This is a genomic window from Pseudomonas capsici (assembly GCF_017165765.1).
GTDB classification, from domain to species: Bacteria; Pseudomonadota; Gammaproteobacteria; order Pseudomonadales; family Pseudomonadaceae; genus Aquipseudomonas; species Aquipseudomonas capsici.
The window spans coordinates 35,863-56,153 of record NZ_JAFGZD010000023.1; the positions used below are offsets into that span (position 1 = coordinate 35,863).

Below are 20,291 nucleotides of genomic sequence, written 5' to 3' on the forward strand. Positions count from 1 at the left end.
ATGACGCAAGTCACGGTGAAACAACTGGCCGATGAGGTCAAAACACCGGTAGAGCGCCTGCTGCAGCAGATGCGTGAGGCAGGTCTGCCGCACACCGCCGCCGAGGAACATGTGTCCGACAGTGAAAAGCAATCGTTGCTGACTCACTTGAAAAGCAGCCACAAGGCTAAAGTGGAAGAGCCGCGCAAGATTACCTTGCAGCGCAAGACCACCAGCACCCTGCGCGTTGCCGGCAGCAAAAGTATCAGCGTTGAAGTGCGCAAGAAGAAAGTTTTCGTGCAACGCAGCCCGGAAGAAATCGAGGCCGAGCGCAAGCGTGAGCTGGACGAACGCCGTGCGGTAGAAAATGCCGCCCGTCAAAAGGCTGAAGAAGAAGCCAAGCGTCGCGCCGAAGAAGAAGCGCGTCGTCAGCCTGTTGCCGAGCCGGTCGAGGCACCTGCTGCTCCTGCGCCAGCCCCTGTGGCGGCTGCCGAGCCTGTGCGTGAAGCGCCTGCCGCTCCGGCGGCACCTGCGCCAACACCCGCACCTGCTGCGCCTGTTGTCGAAGTTCGCAAGCGTGACGATCAGCGTCGTCCGGACAAGACCCGTGGCGATGACCGCAACTCGCGTGGTGGCGACGGCGAGCGCAAGAACGCTCCGCACCGCGCTTCGGTAAAAGAGAAGGCGCCTGCTGTTCGCGTTGCTCCTCGTACTACCGACGAAGAAAGCGATGGTTTCCGTCGTGGTGGTCGCGGCAAGTCCAAGCTGAAGAAACGCAATGCCCACGGTTTCCAGAACCCTACCGGTCCGGTTATTCGTGACGTTGCCATCGGCGAGACCATCACTGTCGGCGAACTGGCGGCACAGATGTCCGTCAAGGCAGCCGAAGTCATCAAGTTCATGTTCAAGCTGGGTACTCCGGTGACCATCAACCAGGTACTGGATCAGGAAACTGCCCAGTTGATCGCCGAAGAGCTGGGCCACAAGGTCACGCTGATCAGCGACAACGCCCTGGAAGACTCCCTGGCGGAATCCCTGAAGTTCGTGGGTGAAACCTTCGCTCGTGCTCCGGTCGTGACCGTAATGGGCCACGTTGACCACGGTAAGACTTCCCTGCTCGACTATATCCGTCGTGCCAAGGTTGCTGCTGGCGAAGCCGGTGGTATCACCCAGCACATCGGTGCCTACCACGTCGAAACCGAACGCGGCATGGTCACCTTCCTCGACACCCCGGGTCACGCCGCGTTTACCGCAATGCGTGCCCGTGGTGCCAAGGCAACCGATATCGTCATCCTGGTTGTTGCAGCGGACGACGGCGTGATGCCGCAGACCATCGAAGCCGTTCAGCATGCCATGGCAGCTGGCGTACCGCTGGTCGTTGCAGTGAACAAGATCGACAAGCCGGGCGCAGACCTCGATCGCATCCGTAGCGAACTGTCGGTCCATGGCGTGACTTCCGAAGAGTGGGGCGGTGATACGCCTTTCGTTCCGGTTTCCGCAAAAATGGGTACCGGTGTCGACGAACTGCTCGAAGCAGTCCTGCTGCAGGCCGAGGTTCTGGAACTCAAGGCCACTCCATCGGCTCCTGGTCGTGGTGTTGTCGTCGAGTCCCGTCTGGACAAGGGCCGCGGCCCGGTTGCCACGGTTCTGGTTCAGGACGGTACGCTGCGTCAGGGCGACATGGTTCTGGTCGGTTCGAACTTCGGTCGTATCCGCGCCATGCTCGACGAAAACGGCAAGCCTGTAAAAGAGGCTGGCCCGTCGATTCCGGTCGAGATCCTCGGTCTGGATGGCACGCCGGATGCTGGCGACGAGATGAGCGTACTGGCTGACGAGAAGAAAGCCCGTGAAGTCGCTCTGTTCCGTCAAGGCAAGTTCCGTGAAGTCAAACTGGCTCGCGCACATGCCGGCAAGCTGGAAAACATCTTCGAAAGCATGGGCCAGGAAGAGAAGAAGACGCTTAACATCGTCCTCAAATCCGACGTCCGTGGTTCGCTGGAAGCACTGCAGGGCGCCCTGGGCGGCCTGGGTAACGATGAAGTGCAAGTGCGTGTCGTCGGTGGCGGTGTCGGTGGTATCACCGAGAGCGACGCCAACCTGGCACTGGCCTCCAACGCTGTACTGTTCGGTTTCAACGTGCGTGCCGACGCTGGCGCGCGCAAGATCGTCGAGCAGGAAGGTCTGGATATGCGTTACTACAACGTGATCTACGACATCATCGAAGACGTCAAGAAAGCGCTGACCGGTATGCTGGGCAGCGATGTTCGCGAGAACATCCTCGGTATCGCCGAAGTGCGTGACGTGTTCCGCTCGCCGAAATTCGGCGCGATCGCAGGCTGTATGGTCGTTGAAGGTGTCGTTCACCGTAACCGTCCGATCCGCGTTCTGCGTGACGACATCGTTATCTTTGAAGGCGAGCTGGAATCCCTGCGCCGCTTCAAGGACGATGCTTCCGAAGTTCGTGCCGGCATGGAATGCGGTATCGGCGTCAAGAGCTACAACGACGTCAAGGTCGGTGACAAGATCGAAGTCTTCGAGAAGGTCCAGGTTGCTCGCAGCCTCTAAATCGCGAGCTACAGGAGCCATGGCAGAGTCATGCATGCAAATGCACGGAGCTGTCATGGGCTCTCAACGCAACGCCCGGTCTGGCAATTGTCAGGCCGGGCGTTTGCCGCTTTCAGACTGTCAGGGTTTGCTCCCGAGTCAGTAACAGGTAACAAGCCATGGCAAAAGAATATAGCCGTACCCAACGAATCGGCGATCAGATGCAGCGCGAACTGGCGCAGTTGATCCGCCGCGAAATCAAGGACCCACGTGTGGGTCTGGTCACCATCACTGCGGTCGATGTCAGCCGTGATGTGGGGCATGCCAAGATCTTCATGACCGTAATGGGGCAGGACAGCGCCGAGGACATCGCGCAGAGCATCAAGGTGCTCAACTCCGCCGCCGGCTTCCTGCGCATGCAGCTGGCCCGCGAAATGAAACTGCGCAGCGTGCCGCAGTTGCATTTCCATTACGACGAAAGCGTGGCTCGTGGCGCACATCTCTCGGCATTGATCGAGCGTGCAGTGGCCGAAGACGGACAACATCAGGAAGGTTCCGCGCCACAAGGCACGAAACCGGACAGTACCGAGGAGTAAGGCGTGGCTCAGGTCAAGCGTATACGCCGCAACGTCAGCGGAATCATCCTGCTCGACAAGCCTCTGGGTTTCACGTCCAATGCGGCCCTGCAAAAGGTGCGCTGGTTGCTCAACGCCGAAAAGGCCGGGCATACCGGTAGTCTCGATCCACTGGCTACAGGTGTGTTGCCGCTGTGTTTCGGTGAGGCCACCAAGTTCTCTCAGTACCTGCTCGATTCGGACAAGTCCTACGAGACACTGATGCAACTGGGCAAGACCACCACCACTGCAGACTCCGAAGGCGAAGTGTTGCAGACTCGCCCGGTGACCGTTGGTCGTGAAGATATCGAAGCGGTTCTGCCGGCTTTTCGCGGTGAAATCAGCCAGATACCTCCGATGTACTCGGCCCTCAAGCGTGATGGACAGCCTCTTTACAAGCTGGCCCGTGCAGGTGAAGTAGTGGAGCGTGAGCCTCGTTCTGTTACTATTGCGCGCCTGGAATTGCTGGCTTGCGAGTCCGAGACTGCGCGTCTTTCGGTCGATTGCAGCAAAGGCACCTATATTCGGACCCTGGTCGAGGATATTGGTGAAAAACTGGGCTGTGGAGCCTATGTCGCAGAGCTGCGTCGTACCCAGGCCGGGCCTTTCAGCCTGAGCCAGACGGTCACGCTGGAAGAGCTTGAGCAGGTACACGCCGAAGGTGGCAACGAAGCGGTCGACCGTTTCCTGATGCCATCTGACAGCGGTCTGCTACATTGGCCATTGCTGCAGTTTTCGGAACACAGTTCTTTCTACTGGCTGCATGGTCAGCCGGTAAGAGCACCGGATGCGCCGAAGTTCGGCATGGTCCGGGTGCAGGATCACGAAGGTCGCTTCATCGGGATCGGTGAAGTAAGCGAAGACGGGCGTATAGCGCCGCGTCGTCTGATTCGGTCAGAATGACCGGAACCAGGCTGTCTGCATGCAGGTGGTCTGGAACGAGGGTGGCTGTCAACAGGCACGGTCACATCTCATTTTTTAATACAGGGATCTGTCCCTGGCCTGTTGGAAACTCTTCTTCGGAAGCGGTTTCCCTGAAATGAAGGATTGCCCACATGGCACTCAGCGTTGAAGAAAAAGCTCAGATCGTAACCGACTACCAGCAAGCTGTTGGTGACACTGGTTCGCCAGAAGTGCAAGTTGCACTGCTGACCGCCAACATCAACAAACTGCAAGGCCACTTCAAGGCCAACGGTAAGGACCACCACTCGCGTCGTGGCCTGATCCGTATGGTAAACCAGCGTCGCAAGCTGCTGGATTACCTGAAAGGTAAGGACGTTAGCCGTTACAGCACCCTGATCGGTCGTCTGGGTCTGCGTCGCTAATAACGACGTTGCGAGAGGTTGGTTGTCTGTCACGATTCATCGGTATACCGATGGCTCCTGGCAGGCTTCCAGCCTCTAGTTTTATCTGGACTGTCGAAGGGTCCGATTCCCCTCGCTGCCCAAGAATTCGCAAGAAACCAGTTCCCCAAGAGCCACAGAAAAGGTAGGAAACCGTGAACCCGGTAATCAAGAAATTTCAGTTCGGTCAATCGACCGTAACCCTGGAGACTGGCCGCATCGCCCGTCAGGCTTCCGGCGCAGTACTGGTCACCGTTGACGACGACGTCAGCGTATTGGTGACAGTGGTCGGTGCCAAACAGGCCGATGCCAGCAAGGGCTTTTTCCCTCTGTCTGTGCACTACCAGGAAAAAACCTACGCTGCCGGCAAGATCCCTGGTGGTTTCTTCAAGCGTGAAGGCCGTCCTTCCGAGAAAGAAACCCTGACTTCGCGTCTGATCGACCGTCCGATCCGTCCGTTGTTTCCAGAAGGCTTCATGAACGAAGTGCAGGTTGTCTGCACCGTGGTTTCCACCAGCAAGAAAACCGATCCGGACATCGCTGCCATGATCGGTACTTCGGCTGCCCTGGCCATCTCCGGCATTCCGTTCGACGGCCCTGTCGGCGCTGCCCGCGTTGCTTTCCATGAAAGCACCGGCTACCTGCTGAACCCGACTTACGAGCAACTGCAGGCTTCGAGCCTGGACATGGTCGTAGCCGGTACTTCCGAAGCCGTTCTGATGGTTGAATCCGAAGCCAAGGAACTGACCGAAGACCAGATGCTGGGCGCTGTCCTGTTCGCCCACGACGAATTCCAGGCCGTGATCAACGCGGTCAAGGAACTGGCCGCAGAAGCCGCCAAGCCTGTCTGGGACTGGCAGCCAAAGCCGGAAGCCACTGCGCTGCTGGGCGCGATCCGTTCCGAGTTCGGCGACGCGATCTCCCAGGCTTACACCATCACCGTCAAGGCCGACCGCTATGCGCGTCTGGGCGAGCTGCGTGATCAGGTCGTTGCCAAACTGGCTGTTGAAGAAGGCAGCCCGTCTGCCAGCGAAGTCAAAGCGGCTTTCGGTGAAATCGAATACCGCACCGTGCGTGAGAACATCGTCAACGGCAAGCCACGTATCGATGGCCGTGACACCCGCACCGTTCGTCCTCTGAACATCGAAGTTGGCGTTCTGCCAAAGACTCACGGTTCGGCACTGTTCACCCGTGGCGAAACCCAGGCTCTGGTTGTCGCGACTCTGGGTACTGCCCGTGACGCACAACTGCTGGACACCCTCGAAGGCGAGAAGAAAGACCCGTTCATGCTGCACTACAACTTCCCACCGTTCTCGGTAGGCGAGTGTGGCCGCATGGGTGGCGCCGGTCGTCGTGAGATCGGTCACGGCCGTCTGGCTCGTCGCAGCGTTCAGGCCATGCTGCCTGAAACCGACGTGTTCCCTTACACCATCCGCGTGGTATCGGAAATCACCGAATCCAACGGTTCCAGCTCCATGGCTTCGGTCTGCGGTGCTTCCCTGGCTCTGATGGACGCCGGTGTACCGATGAAGGCGCCGGTTGCCGGTATCGCCATGGGTCTGGTCAAGGAAGGCGAGAAATTCGCGGTTCTGACCGACATCCTGGGTGACGAAGACCACCTGGGCGACATGGACTTCAAGGTAGCCGGTACCTCCAAAGGTGTTACCGCGCTGCAGATGGACATCAAGATCAAAGGCATCACCGAAGAAATCATGGAGATCGCCCTGGGCCAGGCCCTGGAAGCTCGCCTGAACATCCTCGGTCAGATGAACCAGATCATTGGCCAGTCGCGTACCGAGCTGTCGGCCAACGCTCCGACCATGATCGCGATGAAGATCGACACCGACAAGATCCGTGACGTCATCGGTAAAGGCGGCGCGACCATCCGTGCAATCTGTGAAGAGACCAAGGCTTCGATCGACATCGAAGACGACGGCTCGATCAAGATCTTCGGCGAAACCAAGGACGCGGCTGAAGCAGCACGTCAGCGCGTTCTGGGTATCACCGCAGAAGCGGAAATCGGCAAGATCTACGTCGGCAAGGTTGAGCGTATCGTCGACTTCGGCGCATTCGTCAACATCCTGCCTGGCAAGGACGGTCTGGTGCACATCTCCATGCTGAGCGATGCTCGCGTAGAGAAAGTGACCGACATCCTGAAAGAAGGCCAGGAAGTCGAAGTTCTGGTACTGGACGTCGACAACCGTGGTCGCATCAAGCTGTCGATCAAGGACGTAGCCGCTGCAAAAGCATCGGGCGTCTGATAGCTCGTCAGGCTTTGCCAAAAAGAAAGGATCCTTCGGGATCCTTTTTTTATGAGCGTAAATAACGGCTTATGCAAAGTCTCTCAAAACGCCCGAAGAGAACATGCATCTTGCAAGTGAAGTTTTTGGGCGAACGGGCAATCTGCACGATCGTGCAAAATAGGAAAAATAATAAGCTATTGAATTTAAAGGGTTTTATGGTTTGTGGCAGATTGGCACACCCCTTGCGATATAACCAGTAACCCTGCAACCAACGATGGTTGGTGCAGTTTCTGAGAAAAACAGGAGTTATCGTATGAAGAAGTTCGCTATCGCTGCTGCCACCGCAACTGCCCTGACACTGACCATGGCTAACGCTGCATTCGCTCAGACCAACACCCAGGCTCCAATGATGCTGGCTGCCGGCGAAGTGGCTAAAGTCAAGGAAGAGACTGGCGATACCTGGATCACCACCAAGGTTAAAGCCGATCTGCTGACTGAAAAAGGCATTCCTGGCTCGGACATCAAGGTTGAAACCAACAAAGGCGTGGTTTCCCTGTCCTCCACTGTTGCCGTGACCGAAGCCCAGAAGACCACTGCTGTGGCTATCGCCAAGAAAATCAAAGGCGTCCAGGCTGTTTCGGCTGATGGCCTGAAAGCCGAGTAATCCTTTGTATTGAGCATCTGACGTCTGGTCGACAGCCTTGCAGGTTGTCGGCAGACAGGAAGTTCATGCGAGAGGCCACAAGGATGTGGCCATTACAGGCCCCGGTGTTCGCACTGGGGCCTGTTCTATTTCAGGCGAGGCTTGTTCATTGGCCGCGCTTGCTGTCGATCCTGACCAGACGACCGCCCTCGAAGCGCAGGTATTGGTACATGCCGTTATACGGCCCGTAAACCCACTCTTCGATCCGCACTTCCTCTGACCTGCGATAGTTGCTGCTGTAGGTTTCCTTGCTGCCCAAGACCTCCTGGCTCACAGGCTCTCCGCATTTCTGCTGAACCTCGAAAATCCTGTCCCCCGTACTGATCAACTGGCTGCCGCAACGCAAGGTCGACGCCTGTGCTGTCGCCGCCAGCGCTCCAGAGAGCGTGAGCACGATGAAACCGGCAAGCCTGATCGGGGTTCTATTCAAGTCGTTTACTCGCTATCCAGATGAAGTGGGCTGATCACCCGGCCATCCGCTTGTGCCTGACCCAGGTGCGCATCGACGAAGTAGATACGTTCGTCTTCCAGTTGCCCTTTCTGTACCAGATAGTCCTTGATACTGCCAGCCCGATCCTGACCCAGCTCACGCAACAGGACTTCGTTGCTGCTCCAGAACTTGAGCACGGCGGCACGCATCCTGTTCAGGCGCTCTTCCTTGCCAAGGTCGGTCCATTCAGCCGGTGGCTGCTGCTTGAGACGGGCGCGGTAGATGCCTTCGAGCATCGGGCCTTTCTCGTCCTCGGGGACCTGCAGCAGAGCGGCTCTGGCCGGAACCTTGTCGCCACGGCGCTGCATGATCTTGTAGTAGGTGGACTGGTATTCGCGTTCCAGTCGCTGCTGGGCGAGCAGTGGACCATCGCTGCTGGCTGCGCTGGTGCCTTCGATTTCCAGGCGTAAGGCCGGACGCTCCTTGAGGCCGGCGGCCAGCGTATCGAGAGCCTTGCGGGCTTCATTGCTCAGCTCGCTGGAGCCGGGCGCGAAACTGACATTGCCCAGATCTTCCGAACCGCCACCGCTGACCAGACCGCCGAGCATCTTGAAAGGTGCCTGTGCTGCGCGCAGGACGAGGTTGCGCAAGGTCTGCCAGACAATCGGCATGACGCTGAATTGCGGGTTGTTCAGATCCCCTTCGACCGGCAGTTCAATGGCAATTCTGCCCTGAGTGTCCTTGAGCAAAGCGACTGCCAGACGAATCGGCAAGTCCACAGCGTCGGGACTGTCGACTTTCTCACCTAGTTGCAACTGCTCGACGAGTACCTTGTTCTGGGCCTTCAGCTTGCCCTGGGTGATCAGGTAATGCAGATCGAGATTGAGTCGGCCTTTGCGAATCCGGAACCCGGCGAACTTGCCGGAGTAGGGCGTCAGCGTGGTCAGCTCGACACGTCTGAAGCTGGTGGCGATATCGAGGCTGGCCATCGGGTTGAACGGGTTGAGGCTGCCCTTGATGGTAACCGGCGCATAACGGTCCACCTTGCCCTCGACATTTACCGGTGCCGGTACAGGCTGGCGGTTGTCGATGGTGCCGATACGACCGTTGAGCTGCTGCACGGCGGTAATGAAATTGGGCGTCAGGGTCAGGTCGGCGAAGTTGGCCGAGCCGTCCTTGATGTTGATTTCTCCGATATGAATGCCCAGCGGTTTTTCATTGCCAGCGGTCTTGGGTGCGGTCGATGCGGCCTGTTTGTCGGCAGGCTGCGGAATCAGCAGGTCATCGATATTGGTGGTGCGGTCGTCATTGATCATGAAGCGGGCATAAGGCTGCTCCAGATTGACCTGGGTAATCGACAGGTTGTCGCCATGCTGATAATTCAGGCCTTCAACCTCCAGCCGCTGCCACTTCATGAAGTCGCGTTGCTTGAGAGTGTCGAGGGTATGCAACTGGTTGACCTGAGCCTTGCCCGTGACGGCCAGAGCCAGAGGTGCGGTGTTTTTCAGGTCCACGGCCAGGTCGCTGTCGAGCATCCCGCTGCGCATTTCCAGGCGAATGAACGGGCTGATATAGGCCTGGGCGATACGCAGGTCGATATCCCGTGTCGTGACATTCAAACGCGCACTGACCGGGCTGAGATTGACGTCACCCGCGGCTGTCAGCTTGCCCTGTTTGCCCAGCCCGGTGTCGAGCTTGAGGGTGAAGGGCGATTTGTTCAGGCTGTCGAAGTTCTGCAGGTCCAGATTCAGGGGGCCGACATCCAGAGTGACGGCTTCTTTGGGCACTCGATCAGCCAAGTGGACCTTATAGTCGCGCAGTTGCACATCCTGTAGCAGGACTTGCCAGGGTTTGGCTGGGGACGCCGGGCGAGCGGCAGTCTGGGCACTGGCATCGGAAGCCGGCTCGGCGGCCTTGGCATCGATTTCCGGTTTTTTCGGTGCCGGTCTTGTCGGCTGGCTGGCAAAGAGTTTCTGCCAGTCCAGCTGGCCATCGGCCTCCCGGGCAGCCCAGGTTTCCAGCTTGTTGCTGCGGATCTTGCCGACGCTGACAAGCTGTCTGGCCAGATCCACCGACGTTTCGCTGACCTCCAGGCGTTGCAGGCGCACCAAGGGGCGTCCATCAGGCGCATCGAGCGCGAACGGTGAAATGCTGGCCGCAGCATTGCTGAGCTTGAGTTCGGTTTCCTTGCTCAGATCGAGGGTGTAACGGGTGCTGAAGTTCAGGATGCCGTCTTTCAGGGCCAGTGGCAGGGCATCGCGTACATAAGGCCACCAGAGCTTCATCTTGCTGTCGGTGACCTTGAGGGTGCCTTCGGACGTGATCGGTACCAGACTGATGCGTCCCACCCAGTCGATCTGACCGCCGTCGGGGCCGATGGCGACCATGGTCATGTCGGCGTTGTCTTCCGGGAGCGTGCTGAGGTTCTTCAGCTCCAGGTTCAGTTTGTCGTAAAGGAATTCGATGGGCTCGCCGGGGCGCATGTCCTGAAAGTGGACATAGCCGTCAGCCAGTTTGAGGTCATCGATACGCAGCGGAAAGGGTTTGCCGGCAGGTTCATTGGTGCTCGGCTCACTGGCTGGCAGCTTGAACAATTGCGCCAGATTCAGTGTGCCTGTCTTGTCGAACAGCACCTCGGTTCTGGGATTGCTCAGTTCCACCTTCTGCAGATGCAGGGCACCGCTCCAGAGGCTGTCGATCTGCAGGTTGGCATACAGCTTCTCGAAGGCAATCTGCTCTTTACCGGGGACGCCGATGTTCAGGCCCCAGAGTGTCAGCTCCAGACTGTAGGGATTGAGCTCAAGGCGTTCGAGCCTTGCCGGTACGGTGGAGTAGTTGCTCAACTGCTGGTTGGCGATACGCAGGGCAATACCGGGCAGAATGAAAAAGCCCAGCAGGCTGTAGAGCACGAATACAGCCAGCAAAGTGCCAAGAGTACGCTTCAATCCTTTGGACATCGGGGCTTTGTCTCTCTCTTTCGGAGCTCCTTGGAGTATGGCATGCCCATTGGGTTCAAAAGGCCAAGCCGCCCAATGCTGTAGGAAATTTCCTTTAAATACGGGCCGATATCAGAACTGCAGAATCAGCGTCTTGAGTGGAGGCCGATCGTCCTTTGAAGGAAAGTCTTCGGCAGGCTTCATGACCTGGCAATCACGTACCGGTCGGCCAGCCTTGCTGGCGCAACGCAGAACCTGCTCACGCCAGTCGTCCATGCCGACTTTTGCCAGGTTATTGCAGCAGATCAGTACGCCATCTTCGGCAGTGCTCAAGAGTGCCGGTTTGAGCAGGCTTTGGTAATCACGCAGCAGATCCACCGTGCCGAAAGCGCTCTTGGCCCAGGCAGGCGGGTCGAGCAGCACCAAATCGTATTGGCGTTGCTGCAGTTTGATGTAGGCCGGGAGCTTCTGCCCGCGTCGCGAGCTGACGGGCAGGCCTGCCAGTTGCCGGATTGCCGGGAAGTAGTCCGACTGGATGAACTGCATCGGTGGCAGTTGCGGGTTGAGTGCGCCGTTCTCGCGTCCTACGGCCAGGTTGCTCTCGGCGAAGTCCAGGTTGCAGACTTCACTGGCGCCACCGGCAGCAGCGCTCAGGCCGACGCCGCAGGTGTAGGAAAACAGGTTGAGCACGCTCTTGCCCTTGCTGTGGGCCTTGACCCAGCCGCGAGTGTTGCGCAGGTCGAGAAACAGCAACGGATCCTGCCCGGTATGACGGCCACGCACCCGGTAGTTCAGGCCCCACTCATGCCCGATCAGGTCTTGCAATGCAGCTTCTTGAGCCTTGTAGACCGGGTCCTGGCGGTCGATACGGGAGTTGCCCTGGGAGCGGTCGTTGTAGACCAGCAGGGTTTCCAGGCCCAGCCGCGCATTGACCAGCGCATGCAGCCCCAACAGCGAGTCCCGATCCAGCGTGTCATGAAAGCTCTGCACCAGCAGTTGCGGGCCATAGCGGTCGATGGTCAGGCCGCTGGCGCCCTCCTGGCTGCCGTGAAACAGCCGATAGCAGTCCGTGCCTTGCCGATGCAGTTCGGCAAGCAGGTTTTGACGGTTATCGAGGGCGACGCTGAGCGCCTGGTTCAGGGAAGACATGCTGAGCGCCTTGGGCTGGAATTAGGCGCGGAAGTTTATCAGTTACAAGACCCGCATAGATGGCTGATCGTTCCTGCGAGAACGATCAGCCAGACTCGGTGGGTCAGCGGGCCAGCGCCAGCGCTACACCCTGGCCGCCTCCGATGCAGAGGGTGGCCAGGCCTTTTCTGGCGTCGCGCTTGATCATTTCATGCAGCAGGGTCACCAGCACGCGGCAGCCGGATGCGCCGATGGGATGACCCAACGCGATGGCACCGCCGTTGACGTTGACCTTTTCCAGATTCAGGCCCAACTCCTTGGCGACCGACAGCGACTGAGCGGCAAACGCCTCGTTGGCTTCGATCAGGTCCAGTTCTTCCAGTGACCAGCCGGCCTTGTCGAGGCAACGACGTGTCGCGCTGACCGGGCCGATGCCCATGATGGCCGGGTCTACGCCCGCATTGGCATAGCCAGCGATACGCGCCAGTACCGGCAAGCCCAGTTGCTCGGCCTTGGCGGCGCTCATCAGCATGACGGCCGCTGCGCCATCGTTGATGGATGATGCATTGCCAGCAGTGACCGTGCCGTCTTTCTTGAAGGCGGCCTTGAGCTTGCCCAGGGATTCGGCAGTCGTCCCTGCACGTGGCTGTTCATCGGTATCGAAGCGCAGCGGGTCGCCTTTGCGCTGAGGGATCAGGATCGGGGTGATTTCATCCACGAAACGCCCGGCCTCGATGGCCGCAATGGCGCGCTGCTGGGAGGTGGCAGCGAATTCGTCCTGTGCCTGACGGCTGATGTCGTACTTGTCGACGAGGTTTTCTGCGGTAATGCCCATGTGATAGTCGTTGAAGGCGTCCCACAGGCCGTCGCTGATCATGGTATCCACCAGAGAGGCGTGGCCCATGCGCAGACCGGTGCGTGCGCCGGGCATCACATAGTTGGCCAGGCTCATGTTCTCCTGGCCACCGGCAATGATGATCTCGGCATCGCCGCAGCGAATCGCCTGGGTGGCCAGATGCAGCGCCTTGAGGCCCGAGCCGCAGACCTTGTTCAGGGTCATGGCGGGGACCGCAAACGGCAGCCCGGCCTTGATTGCGGCCTGACGCGCCGGGTTTTGCCCAGCACCTGCGGTCAGTACCTGGCCCATGATGACTTCATCGATCTGCCCGCCGTCCACACCGGTCTGGCTGAGCAGTTGGCGGATAACGGCTGCGCCCAGCTCCACGGCGGGCACTGTGGCCAGTGAGCCCTGGAAGCTGCCTACGGCAGTCCGGGTGGCGGCAACGATAACGACGTCTTGCATGGTGCTGATCCTCATTGTTATTGGGCTGAGCCGGGTGAAGGCTCGGCGTGATCAATGGACTCATGTTGGCACATATGCAAAGCCGGATTCCAACCGGGAACCCGGCGGTCATCCTATCCTGGAGCCATTCTTCGCTGTGCCCGATGAATGGAGCCGTTGCGCACGGCCCAGCGCAGTATCGGGGCGCAGCAATGGACCCCCGCGCGAATCATCCTGCGCCGCAACAGACCTTGTTCGACATCGAGCATTTCGCAGGCCCAGGGTGGCAGCAGATCAATCCCGGCCTGCATCATCAGCGCGCCAAAAGGTTTGACCAGCCTGTTGGGGGCGGGCTCGTTGAGCAGCAGGCGCATCACTTCGCGGCTGCGGTCGTCGCATAGCAGTTGCCCGCGGATACCCTCCAGGTAATCGGCAATCTGCTGGCGTGAGCGTGGCACATCACGGGCACCCAGGCGTTCGGCAATGAGAGCGGTTTCCGCGTAGTAGGCGTCCTGCTCGGCCAGTGACAGGTCGGGATCGAGATAGCGCAGATGCGCTGCAAGAAAGCTGCTGACTTCCGCCACATGCACCCAGGTCAGCAGCTCAGGATCGCTGGCGGCATAAGGCCGGCCGTCTGGCGCAGTGCCAGTGACCTGCAGATGAATGGTGCGGACCTTCTCGATCAGCCAGTTCGCATCGCGGGTTGCGCCGAACGTGGTGCCGGAAAGGAACTGACCGGTGCGTCGCAAGCGGCCCAGCATGTCCTCGCGGAAACTGGAGTGATCCCAGACCCCGGCCAATGCCAGTGGATGCAGCGCCTGAAGCATCAAGGCGCTGATGCCGCCGATCAGCATGCTGGTGAAATCGCCATGTACGCGCCAGCAAATGGCCTGTGGCCCGAACAGGCCGGGGTCGCCCTTGGGATTCTCCAGATCCAGTTGGCCCAATGACAGTCCGGTCAGGCTCATGACCTGGGTTTCGATACGACGACGAATGAATTCCATGTGCTCTCGGGGACAGCTGCGGCAAGGTACAGACCATGCCTCGCCTGCCTTACCGATTCAAGCGTTTGTCGATCAGGTTATCCACAACTCCCGGATCGGCCAGGGTCGAGGTATCGCCCAGGTTATCGAGTTCGTTGCAGGCGATCTTGCGCAGGATACGGCGCATGATCTTGCCCGATCGGGTCTTGGGCAGGGCGGGTGCCCACTGGATCAGGTCGGGCCGTGCGAATTTGCCGATCTCCTTGCTGACATGGGCCAGCAACTCGCTTTTCAGGTCATCGGTGGGTTCGATGCCGTTGATGAGGGTGACAAAGGCATAGATGCCCATGCCTTTCACATCGTGGGGATAACCTACCACTGCGGCTTCGGCGATCTTGTCATGCAGCACCAGAGCGCTTTCTACTTCGGCCGTACCGATCCGGTGGCCCGACACATTGAGCACATCGTCCACGCGACCGGTGATCCAGTAATCGCCTTCTTCGTCGCGACGTGCTCCATCGCCGGTGAAGTAATACCCGGCGCAGGGCTTGAAATAGGTATCGATCATGCGCTGCGGGTTGCCGTAGACACTGCGGATCTGTCCCGGCCAACTGGCTTTGATTGCCAGCAGGCCGCTGCCGGGGCCCTGGATTTCCTGGCCTTGTTCATCGAGCAGGACGGGCTGTACGCCAAACATCGGTTGTGTCGCGCAGCCGGGTTTGAACTGGCTGGCACCGATCAGCGGCGTGAGCATGATGCCGCCGGTTTCGGTCTGCCACCAGGTGTCGACAATAGGGCAGCGCTCTTTGCCCACCTGATGGAAATACCATTCCCAGGCCTGAGGGTTGATCGGTTCACCGACACTGCCCAGCAGCCGCAGGCTTTCCCGGGATGTGTCTTGCAGGGGCGCGGGGCCTTCACGCATCAGGGCTCGCAGGGCGGTGGGGGCGGTGTAGAAGATATTGACCTGATGCTTGTCGATCACCTTCCAGAAGCGTGAGGCATCCGGGTAGTTGGGCACGCCCTCGAACATCAGCGTCGTTGCGCCATTGGCAAGCGGGCCATAGACGATATAGCTGTGGCCGGTGACCCAGCCGACGTCCGCCGTACACCAGAAAATCTCGCCCTCGCGATAATCGAACACATGCTTGTAGGTCATGGCTGCCTGCAGCAGATAGCCGCCGGTGGTATGCAGCACGCCCTTGGGTTTGCCGGTGCTGCCGGAGGTATAGAGAATGAACAACGGGTCTTCGGCGTCCATGGGCTCTGGCGGGCAGTCATCGCTGATGCCATGAAGCGCTTCGTGATACCAGAGGTCACGGCCCTTGACCCAGTCGATTTCTCCCTGGGTTCGCTCCACTACCAGCACCGTGCTCACGTTCGGGCAGCTTTGCAGGGCCTTGTCGACGTTGTGTTTCAGCGGGATGTATTTGCCGCCCCGGATGCCTTCATCGGCGGTGATGACCGTGTGGCAGTCCGAGTCCAGAATCCGGTCGCGCAGGGCATCCGGAGAAAAGCCGCCAAACACCACCGAATGCACGGCACCTATGCGACTACAGGCGAGCATGGCGTAGGCGGCCTCGGGAATCATCGGCATGTAGATACACACCCGGTCGCCTTTGCGAACGCCGCGAATCTTCAGGACGTTGGCCAGCCGGGAAACGTTGTGATGCAGCTTTCTGTAGGTTATTTCGGCCGATTCGGTCGGGTTGTCGCCTTCCCAGATCAACGCGATCCGGTCGCCATGCTCTTGCAGATGGCGGTCGATACAGTTGTAACTGACATTGAGTTTGCCACCCTTGAACCAGCTTGCCTGTCCGGTGCTGAAGTCCGAACTATGGACCTCGTCCCAGGGCGCTGACCAGTCGAGAAAGGCGGTGGCCTGTTCGGCCCAGAATTGCTCGGGGTTATCCACAGACTGGCGATAAAGACGCTTATAGTCGGCCGGGCTCAGTTGAGCGGCCAGGCTTGTGGCATAGGCTTTGGGGAATGCGCGGATATCGAACATGATCGGCTTCCTTGTGCTTGTGTGGATACAAGGATAGAAGCCGGTGGGGGATCGCGAATGAATTCGCCTACACCGTAGGAGCGAATTCATTCGCGAAGAGGGGCTTTCAATCAGCCGCGATGACGTCCGCGGAAGTAGTTGATCAGACCTTGGGTCGAAGCATCTTCGGCAGGCTCTTCGATACCGCCTGTCAGGCGCTGGTAAACACCTTTGCCCAGCTCCTTGCCCAGCTCGACACCCCATTGATCGAAGGCGTTGATGCCCCAGATCACGCTCTGTACGAAAACCTTGTGTTCGTACATCGCCACCAGTGCTCCCAGACGGCGCGGGCTGATGCGTTCCACCACCAGAGTGTTGCTCGGACGGTTGCCCGGAATGACCTTGTGCGGTGCAATCTGCTGCACCTGTTCTTCCGGCATGCCTTTTTCACGCAGCTCGGCTTCGGCTTCGGCGCGAGTCTTGCCCAGCATCAGCGCCTGGCTCTGCGACAGGCAGTTGGCATACAGCCACTGATGATGGTCGGCAACCGGGTTGAAGCTGACGATCGGCACAATGAAGTCAGCCGGGATCAGTTGGGTGCCCTGATGCAGCAACTGGTGATAGGCATGCTGACCGTTGCAGCCTACGCCGCCCCAGATGACCGGGCCGGTATCGGTGGAAACCGGTGTGCCGTCCTGGCGTACGCTCTTGCCGTTGGATTCCATGTCCAGTTGCTGCAAGTGCTTGGTGATGTTACGCAGGTAGTGGTCGTAAGGCAGGATCGCGTGGCTCTGAGAGCCCCAGAAGTTGCCATACCACACGCCCAGCAGGCCCAGCAGCACCGGCATGTTCTTCTCGAAGGGAGCGCTCTGGAAGTGCTGGTCCATGGTGTAGGCACCGGACAGCAGTTCCTTGAAGTTGGACATGCCGATGGCCAGTGCGATAGGCAGGCCGATGGCCGACCACAGCGAGTAACGCCCGCCGACCCAGTCCCACATCGGGAAGATGTTCTCTTCGCGAATACCGAAAGCCACGGCAGCAGCATTGTTGCTCGACACGGCAATGAAGTGGCGATACAGCTCTGCCTCGGAGCCACCCTGAGCCAGATACCACGAGCGTGCAGCCTGGGCGTTCTTCAGGGTTTCCAGGGTGTTGAAGGATTTCGACGAAACGATGAACAGCGTGGTTTCGGCGCGGATCTTCATCGACAGTTCATGGAATTCACTGCCGTCGATATTCGCCAGGTAATGGCAGCGCACGCCTTTGTGGGTGTACGACAGCAGCGCTTCGGAAACCAGCTCCGGGCCCAGGAACGAACCACCGATGCCGATGTTCACCACGTCGGTGATGGGCTTCTCGGTGTAGCCGCGCCACAGACCGTCGTGAATACGACCGACCAGCTCGGTGATCTGGTTAAGAACCTTGTGAACTTCTGGCATCACGTTGACGCCGTTGACCAGCAGCTTGTCGCCAACCGGGCGGCGCAGTGCGGTGTGCAGTGCCGGACGGCCTTCGGAAGAGTTGACCAGTTCGCCGTCGTATTGTGCCTTGATCGCTTCCTTGAGACCGACTTCATTGGCCAGGTTGACCAGCAGGTCCTGGGTTTCGCCGGTAATCAGGTTCTTCGAGTAGTCGAGAAACAGGCCGCAACTGCTGAGGGTGAATTGGCTGAAGCGTTGCGGGTCTGCATTGAACGCATCGCGCATGCTGAAATCCTGCATGGCTTGGCGGTGTTGACTCAGCGCCTGCCAGGCGGGCAGGGCGGTCACATCAGAAGGATTGCGGTAGTACGCCATCGCTGCGGGTTTCCTTTAACTTGAACTGCCTTGGAGGTTGAAAAGCCAGATCGCAAACTTGAATGCTCGGCAACTCAACGGAGACTACCCCCCGCATGCCTGTTTGTCTGCGCTCTGTCTTACATGAGGCCGGTACTATTTCACACAGGCTGAGTGCTGTGCCCTGTATGGGATTACCTAGGCAACCTGTACCGGTATGGCATTACTGGTATGGCTAAGTTCATTGCCCGATGCCATATAAAGCATGCGTGGCTTGAAATCGACCAGCTCGGCGTCGGAGTACTGAGCATAGGCGCAGATGATCACACGGTCGCCGACTTTCGCTTTGTGAGCCGCAGCGCCGTTGACCGAAATCATGCGCGAGCCTTCTTCACCCCGGATGGCGTAGGTGGTGAAGCGCTCGCCGTTATCGATGTTGTAGATCTGGATCTGCTCGTACTCGCGGATGCCGGACAGGTCCAGCCACTCGCCATCGATGGCGCATGAGCCTTCGTAGTCGAGCACGGCGTGAGTGACTTCTGCACGGTGCAGTTTGGCTTTGAGCATCACGGTGTGCATCTTGTTGTTATTCCTTGGTCAGGTGCAGATTGTCGATCAGGCGGGTCTTGCCCAGAAAGGCGGCAACCAGAATGACCAGATCACGGTCTTCTTCGGTCGCAGGTCGCAGGCTGGTGGCTTCGCGCACTTCCAGATAGTCGATACGGAATCCTTCGGCTTCCAGGGTTCTCTTGCCGATGTCGATCAGGCTGTTGATCGCTTCGTTGCAGCGAATGCCATCGGCCACGGTACTGAGCACACGATACAGAACAGGTGCCTTGGCGCGCTCTTCTGTGCTCAGGTAGCCATTGCGCGACGACAGGGCCAGGCCATCGGCGGCGCGAACGGTCGGTTCGCCAATGATCTGGATCGGCATGTTCAGATCCCGGACCAGTGCCCGGATCACTGCCAGTTGCTGAAAGTCTTTTTCGCCAAACACGGCCAGATCGGGCTGCACCATGTTGAACAGCTTGCTGACCACGGTGGCAACGCCATCGAAATGGCCGGGACGGCTGGCACCGCACAGCCCTTCGGACAGGTGTGGAACGCTGACCAGTGTCTGGTCGGCCATGCCGTGTGGGTACATTTCTTCCACGCTGGGCGTGAATAGCAGGTTGCAACCGGCTTCGAGCAGTTTTTCCTTGTCGGCATCCAGGGTACGCGGGTAGCTCGCCAGGTCTTCGTTGGGGCCGAACTGCAGCGGGTTGACGAAAATGGTGGCGACCACGAAGTCCGCCCGCTGGCTCGCCCGGGTAACCAGTGCGGCATGGCCGCTGTGCAGGTTGCCCATCGTGGGCGTCAGGGCAATCCGTTTACCTTCGCTACGGGCGCGAGCGACGGCGGCGCGCAGGTCCAGTACGGTTTTTACTGTGTTCATGCCGAGAATCCGTGTTCAGTTGCCGGGAAGCTGACGTTTTTGACTGCGCTGACGTAGGCCTGGATGGCCGACTGAATATCAGGCTGGCCGACCATGAAGTTCTTGACGAACTTGGGTACGCGCCCGCTGATGGAGAGGCCGAGCATGTCATGCAGCACCAGCACCTGACCGTCGGTGGCGCTGCCGGCACCGATACCGATGACCGGGACTTTCACCGCCTGGGTGATTTCCTCGGCCAGCTCGCTCGGGACACATTCCAGCAGGATCATGGCGGCGCCGGCCTGTTCCAGAGTAATGGCGTCGGCACGCATCTGGCGGGCCTGTGCTTCCAGACGGCCCTGAACCTTGTAGCCACCCAGCACGTTCACCGATTGTGGCGTCAGGCCCATATGGGCGCAGACTGGAATGCCGCGGTCGGCGAGCAGTCGTATCGACTCGGCCAGCCAGGCGGCACCTTCGACCTTGACCATGTGCGCACCCGCCTGCATCAGCGTGGTGCTGTTGGTGAAGGTCTGTTCGAGAGTGGCGTTGGCCATGAAAGGCAGGTCGGCCAGAATCAGCGCGCCCTGATTGCCGCGTTTGACGCAGGCAACGTGATAGGCCATCTCGGCGGTCGTCACTGGCAAGGTGCTGTCATGGCCTTGAAGAACCATGCCCAGCGAGTCACCGACCAGCAACACTTCGACACCCGCCTGACTGGCGGTATGAGCGAAAGTCGCGTCGTAGCAGGTCAGCATGGTGATCTTCTCACCTTTGTGCTTGAGGGCCAGCAGCGACGTAACAGTTATATCAGGCATCTAAAGTCTCCATCAGGCGCTGTGCACACTGCGGCGATTCATCTTGGAAAAGCAGGCACACCGTCGTATCGCGGTGTTTCGCAAAGGCCTGTTTCGCGCCCATTCACCAACG

General features: G+C 59.1%; 16 protein-coding genes. 6 read left to right on the forward strand and 10 right to left on the reverse strand.

Going from position 1 to position 20,291, the window contains the following annotated elements; all coding sequences use genetic code 11:
• The 6 genes from infB to JSY17_RS22390 all read left to right on the forward strand — a co-directional run bounded on the left by infB (window position 1) and on the right by JSY17_RS22390 (window position 7,387).
• Window positions 1–2,544, forward strand: coding sequence for a translation initiation factor IF-2 (infB, locus tag JSY17_RS22365; RefSeq protein ID WP_117184043.1), 2,544 nt, complete (start codon window positions 1–3; stop codon window positions 2,542–2,544).
• Window positions 2,545–2,702: 158 nt separating this feature from the next.
• Window positions 2,703–3,119 (forward strand): 30S ribosome-binding factor RbfA, encoded by a 417-nt coding sequence (gene rbfA / locus JSY17_RS22370; protein WP_117184042.1) that lies wholly within the window; start codon window positions 2,703–2,705, stop codon window positions 3,117–3,119.
• Between the two features lie 3 nt (window positions 3,120–3,122).
• Complete coding sequence (gene truB / locus JSY17_RS22375; RefSeq protein ID WP_117166304.1) at window positions 3,123–4,040, forward strand: tRNA pseudouridine(55) synthase TruB; 918 nt, start codon at window positions 3,123–3,125, stop codon at window positions 4,038–4,040.
• 152 nt (window positions 4,041–4,192) lie between these two features.
• The gene (gene rpsO, locus JSY17_RS22380) at window positions 4,193–4,462 is read left to right on the forward strand and encodes a 30S ribosomal protein S15 (protein WP_024684882.1); all 270 of its coding nucleotides are present in this window, start codon (window positions 4,193–4,195) and stop codon (window positions 4,460–4,462) included.
• 173 nt (window positions 4,463–4,635) lie between these two features.
• Window positions 4,636–6,741, forward strand: coding sequence for a polyribonucleotide nucleotidyltransferase (gene pnp, locus JSY17_RS22385; RefSeq protein ID WP_117184041.1), 2,106 nt, complete (start codon window positions 4,636–4,638; stop codon window positions 6,739–6,741).
• Window positions 6,742–7,036: 295 nt separating this feature from the next.
• Window positions 7,037–7,387 (forward strand): BON domain-containing protein, encoded by a 351-nt coding sequence (locus JSY17_RS22390; protein ID WP_117166302.1) that lies wholly within the window; start codon window positions 7,037–7,039, stop codon window positions 7,385–7,387.
• 145 nt (window positions 7,388–7,532) lie between these two features.
• Here the strand turns inward: JSY17_RS22390 and JSY17_RS22395 are convergent, their stop codons facing one another.
• The 10 genes from JSY17_RS22395 to panB all read right to left on the reverse strand — a co-directional run bounded on the left by JSY17_RS22395 (window position 7,533) and on the right by panB (window position 20,179).
• Window positions 7,533–7,841: a DUF2845 domain-containing protein gene (locus tag JSY17_RS22395; protein WP_404823138.1), complete on the reverse strand. Its 309-nt coding sequence runs from the start codon at window positions 7,839–7,841 to the stop codon at window positions 7,533–7,535.
• Window positions 7,842–7,861: 20 nt separating this feature from the next.
• Window positions 7,862–10,813, reverse strand: coding sequence for a DUF748 domain-containing protein (locus JSY17_RS22400; protein WP_206403077.1), 2,952 nt, complete (start codon window positions 10,811–10,813; stop codon window positions 7,862–7,864).
• A 111-nt stretch (window positions 10,814–10,924) separates the two neighbouring features.
• The gene (locus JSY17_RS22405; protein ID WP_206403078.1) at window positions 10,925–11,941 is read right to left on the reverse strand and encodes a class I SAM-dependent rRNA methyltransferase; all 1,017 of its coding nucleotides are present in this window, start codon (window positions 11,939–11,941) and stop codon (window positions 10,925–10,927) included.
• 103 nt (window positions 11,942–12,044) lie between these two features.
• Window positions 12,045–13,223 (reverse strand): acetyl-CoA C-acetyltransferase, encoded by a 1,179-nt coding sequence (locus JSY17_RS22410; RefSeq protein WP_117185912.1) that lies wholly within the window; start codon window positions 13,221–13,223, stop codon window positions 12,045–12,047.
• Window positions 13,224–13,336: 113 nt separating this feature from the next.
• Window positions 13,337–14,206, reverse strand: coding sequence for an oxygenase MpaB family protein (locus JSY17_RS22415; RefSeq protein WP_206403079.1), 870 nt, complete (start codon window positions 14,204–14,206; stop codon window positions 13,337–13,339).
• 49 nt (window positions 14,207–14,255) lie between these two features.
• Complete coding sequence (acs, locus tag JSY17_RS22420; RefSeq protein WP_206403081.1) at window positions 14,256–16,193, reverse strand: acetate--CoA ligase; 1,938 nt, start codon at window positions 16,191–16,193, stop codon at window positions 14,256–14,258.
• Between the two features lie 110 nt (window positions 16,194–16,303).
• Window positions 16,304–17,968: a glucose-6-phosphate isomerase gene (gene pgi / locus JSY17_RS22425; protein ID WP_117166295.1), complete on the reverse strand. Its 1,665-nt coding sequence runs from the start codon at window positions 17,966–17,968 to the stop codon at window positions 16,304–16,306.
• 177 nt (window positions 17,969–18,145) lie between these two features.
• A complete protein-coding gene (gene panD / locus JSY17_RS22430) occupies window positions 18,146–18,526 on the reverse strand; it encodes an aspartate 1-decarboxylase (protein WP_117185909.1) in 381 nt (126 codons plus the stop codon).
• 7 nt (window positions 18,527–18,533) lie between these two features.
• Window positions 18,534–19,382: a pantoate--beta-alanine ligase gene (gene panC / locus JSY17_RS22435; RefSeq protein ID WP_206403082.1), complete on the reverse strand. Its 849-nt coding sequence runs from the start codon at window positions 19,380–19,382 to the stop codon at window positions 18,534–18,536.
• Complete coding sequence (gene panB / locus JSY17_RS22440; RefSeq protein ID WP_117166293.1) at window positions 19,379–20,179, reverse strand: 3-methyl-2-oxobutanoate hydroxymethyltransferase; 801 nt, start codon at window positions 20,177–20,179, stop codon at window positions 19,379–19,381. The genes panC and panB overlap by 4 nt, the downstream gene beginning before the upstream one ends.
• Between the last annotated feature and the right edge of the window lie 112 nt (window positions 20,180–20,291).